The organism is Vibrio sp. 1F263, from assembly GCF_041439035.1.
Lineage (GTDB): Bacteria > Pseudomonadota > Gammaproteobacteria > Enterobacterales > Vibrionaceae > Vibrio > Vibrio tasmaniensis_A.
Window position 1 is genome coordinate 1 of sequence record NZ_JBGONI010000087.1, and the last position, 4,134, is coordinate 4,134.

Genomic DNA, 4,134 nt, shown 5'->3' on the forward strand with positions numbered 1-4,134 from the left:
CAAGCAATAAAGTATCCTCTTAAAATGGCAGCGATCGCATCGGTACGCTGCTATTCGTTCTAATGAATCATTAGAGTAGTAGCTCTAGCTCATTTCTGCCCCGAAATAATTTAGCAGTCGATTCCCGATCCCTTTCCCACGTCAGTTCTTGACCTACATTTTCTAATAGCAGATTATGAGCCTAATTGAGCATTTGCAACTATACAGACATGATCTGTAATTTGTGAGTGCTAGGGACAATAAGCCCATTGAACAGTCTTTTGCTGTCATGGTTCCCATATATTTTAAATATTATAAAAACAATGTCTTCTGAGAAAGGCACTGTTATATACCTTAAAGGAATAATATGTCTTTCCCTATATTGTTAAACACTACAATTCAGAGCCACAATGGAAATTTTAATCGTGAAATTACCATTCGAAATGGACTGACAGTACTGATAGGACCTAATGGAAGTGGTAAAACACACCTGCTTAGAGCCATAAAAAATGCGCTACCACAGCATGTTCAAGGTAAGAAGGTTAGATTTATTTCTGCAGGAAGAATGGGAACGCTTGAACATAGTCGATCGGATTATGACGGCCACAGAGGTGGTCGGATATCATATGAAAGTGCTAATTTTGGTAACAAAAGTGACGTAGATAGGCGTCATAAAATTGAAACGTTAAATGGTGACTTCCAAACGTTATCGGAGAGAGCTGATATTTTGGTTAAAGTGCAAGAGCGCCTTAAAAAGTTATTCAAAAGAGATCTTATTATTGAATGGGATGCGGGTACTTTAAAGGTTGTTTTTGCAAGATTGGATAAGGAAGGTGCGCCATACTCTTCAGGTCGAGAGGCTTCAGGGTTACTTCATTTAGTTGGCTTATTATCAGCGCTTTATGATGACGATGTAGGCGCTTTGATGCTAGATGAACCTGAAGTCTCCCTGCATCCGCAGTTACAAGCATTTTTACTTAATGAGATTGCTTCAGCTGCTGGCCACTATTCTGAAGGAGGCTTTAAGAAGATAATAGTTATGGCAACTCATTCAACAGAAATGTTGAATATATTAAAATGTGACGACCTTTTATCTCTAGTCTTTTGCCATGACTTAGATACAGCACCTGTTCAAATCTCTCCAGAATCTGGCGAACTTCAGAACAAGAAAATACAGGCATTAATTGCCCGCCTAGGACAAGAACATAAACTTTCTCTATTTTGTAAAAAGCCACTATTAGTTGAGGGGCCTTCAGACGCCCTCATCTGTAGTTTTTTGTCTCAAAAGTTAGGGGTTCACTTGGAAGCATCTGGCTCTCAGTTATTGCCAGTGATTGGCACAGGTCAAATGCCTATAGTGTCAAAATTTATAAGACTAATGGGAAAGACTCCAGTAGTTTTAGCAGATGCTGATGCTTTTGCTGATGGCCTTGAATTAACTAACTATTATCTCAACGGATGTATAATCGCAGATCAAAAAGCCGCTGAGTCTGGGGCTGCTTCTGCAGCTTCGCTTGCCAGTGCTGCTTTTAATGATTTCTGTCAATTGGCAAATAACAAATGGGAAGAGATCAAGGATATAGCTACTCCTCACCCATATTGGGTAAATAAAGGGGAAGGCGAAGAGACTAAAGCAAAACGAAGATCTGTATTCTGTGCTTTATTTAGTCATGATGAAAGTACGTTATCTGATTTAAACGCTGACAGATCTTGGGTCACAATTAGAAACCGCTTGGAAGCTGTCTTGGGGCTATTAGAACTAGCGGGTTGTTTTATCCTAAGAAGAGGGGCAATTGAATCATATTATCAGTCGTCTGATACCTTCACTTCTGAGGGAAAACCCAGCGCTGCTGTGGATGAAATCGAACACTTGGATAGCTTGGATCCTTCAATGTTAGAAGTCGTTCTACCTGAAGTAACTAAGTGTATTAAGTTTGCGTCTCAAGGTGAAAAAATCAATGAAGCCGAATCATTGAGAGATGTGCTGCTATCAATAGCAGCACCTGCTATAGCTAAGCTAAATGCAGGCTCTAACACTCAAGAAATGAAGATACTTTGCAAAACAATCCTAAGAGAAAAATCCGAACTTTTTGATTTAACGGTAGAGGGCGAACAACTTTCAATTGCATTGAAAAGCAATATTTTAAATGTTCGGGGATTTCCTATTACCATTGAAAAAGGCGAGGATGTAGTAAGTAAGATTGAACGTATCTTGAAGCCAAAAGCTTAATAAGAAACTCAAGGCTTCGACATACTTTTTCTAATATGACAGAAACGTTTTAGAGCAAGAGACGTGTTATGTCGCCATGCTTTGGGACAAAAGCGACTTAAAGATATTTTGATTGATAGCAAGAGTGTACCTTGAGCATTAGTTTAAAATACACCATGTCGTGAGGGAAGTTTGTAGAGGCTAGTAAGGTTAATTTTATGTCGATTACATTTGTGACTATTGACGGGATTGTGCGCCCAATTTCAGGGAATAGAAAAATAAAAAGAAACGCTACAACATTGTTAAGTGTTAAGCAGCCGAAAGGGTTCAAATCTAATTCTAAACAATACAGTTCAGATAAGGCCTTTACGGTTCCAAATGCAAAGTGTCCAAATTGTGGTGATAATGTTTTTTACTATGAGCACCCAAATGGGGCAAAAGTATATTTTGATGAGCTAGGACCACCATGGCCGAAACACCCTTGTATAATTGAACGTCGTACTTCCACTAAGCGCAAGGTTTCGAAAAATAAGCCAGCTTCGGCTAATTGGATGAGTAGTTATTGGAAGCCGCTAATCTTAGAGAAAAAAGTAAAACTCGCTAATGGCGAGGGTGTTCGGGTACAAGCAAAGACTAGTGAATATTCTGTTAGATTTCTTTTAAAAAATCAGTTGTTGAAGCAAAAATTTTGCAGTGGGGATGATATAGATCAGCTTATTATGCTGGCAAGAAAGACCGAAGACAAAATTCGACCTAAGGTAGAAATTGCGCTTACAAGCGGGCTTCAGTCGTGGACAATGCTAGGGGAACTGGTGACTCAAGTAAATGAGCCCAAAGTTTCCCAAACTACGACCGTGCAAGATAAAAAAACTTTTGACCCGTTAGGCAAGTCAAAGATCCCATTTTCTCTTAACATTGAAGACAAACGTGTTCATGTGTCACTTTTATATGATGGACAGGATATTCAATTTATCCGTAGTTCTAAAAAAGCGGCCAACAAATGGTTACTAAAGGGCTGTGAACACTTAGATGCATGGGTTGAAGAAACGAAGAAAAAACGTCATTTTCGTGTATATGTTGTTGACCCGCAAACAGGTGACCATATTGAACAATTATTTCGAAAATCTGAAAATAGGGATCAGGAGAGCCCGGTTGAACAACTAGAGTTCATCTCTCTATCTAAATTACCAGAGGGCAAGGTGAAACTTGAATTTAAAGTTCCCAAGAAAAAGTCACGTTTGAATGCGACCTTTGATATTCAAAATTTAGTAAGATGCATATCTTTAGAGCAGTTATTGACCTCTGAAAGTAAAGTAGAAGTCGAAAGTCTTAACAATCATAAAAAAATAATATCATTCAATGGGATACGATATTATGGTAAAGATATTAATATCGACCTGCTAGATAGCTCAGAATATTAAATTGTATTTTTTGAACTCAATACACAGGTCTTATAGCAGTTCATTAAACAGGTCAGCATCTAACTCTCTATCAACTATTTGGGTGGCAATCGTGTAGACATATTGTGAGTCTGAGTCCTTGGTAGCTGTTGATGGCTTTAAAACCTCACCATATAAATGGGTAGACTCATCCGAGAAATAATTAAGCTTGATAAGCTCAATCAGGCTTTGAAGCATCTCATTTGGGCTTTCTAAAAATGAAAGTTCGTAGCTTTTAGGTTTCAAGAAAAACTTAAACTCACCCATTTTGAGAGCGGAGAACAGTCATAATGTTTCAACTGATCTGCTCCAGTGAGACTAGACACTAAGCTAAGCGACTTTTTCCATACTTCTAGTTATTGGTGATTTACTAATTTAGTAAAGTCACTGAAACAGAATTGTCCAGAACCGATACAGTCAGCACTTTCAAACTGCACTTTCAAACACGAAAGTGCCCCAAAACAAGTTACGAAGCATTCAGAGAGCTTTTTGCTAACCTGGCGTTTG

The 4,134-nt window shown here is 38.5% G+C and carries 3 protein-coding genes; 2 read left to right on the forward strand and 1 reads right to left on the reverse strand.

Annotation, left to right across the window (positions count from 1 at the left end):
- The first annotated feature begins 346 nt into the window (after window positions 1-346).
- Complete coding sequence (locus tag ACED25_RS23000; RefSeq protein ID WP_371696217.1) at window positions 347-2,209, forward strand: ATP-dependent endonuclease; 1,863 nt, start codon at window positions 347-349, stop codon at window positions 2,207-2,209.
- Window positions 2,210-2,406: 197 nt separating this feature from the next.
- The gene (locus ACED25_RS23005; protein ID WP_371696219.1) at window positions 2,407-3,609 is read left to right on the forward strand and encodes a hypothetical protein; all 1,203 of its coding nucleotides are present in this window, start codon (window positions 2,407-2,409) and stop codon (window positions 3,607-3,609) included.
- 30 nt (window positions 3,610-3,639) lie between these two features.
- Here the strand turns inward: ACED25_RS23005 and ACED25_RS23010 are convergent, their stop codons facing one another.
- The gene (locus ACED25_RS23010) at window positions 3,640-3,873 is read right to left on the reverse strand and encodes a hypothetical protein (protein ID WP_371696221.1); all 234 of its coding nucleotides are present in this window, start codon (window positions 3,871-3,873) and stop codon (window positions 3,640-3,642) included.
- Window positions 3,874-4,134 lie beyond the last annotated feature (261 nt).

What these genes read in the sequence shown, in the direction of transcription:
- ACED25_RS23000 (WP_371696217.1), top strand. Translation starts at nt 347, where the DNA reads ATGTCTTTCCCTATATTGTTAAACACTACAATTCAGAGCCACAATGGA.
- ACED25_RS23005 (WP_371696219.1), top strand. Translation starts at nt 2,407, where the DNA reads ATGTCGATTACATTTGTGACTATTGACGGGATTGTGCGCCCAATTTCA.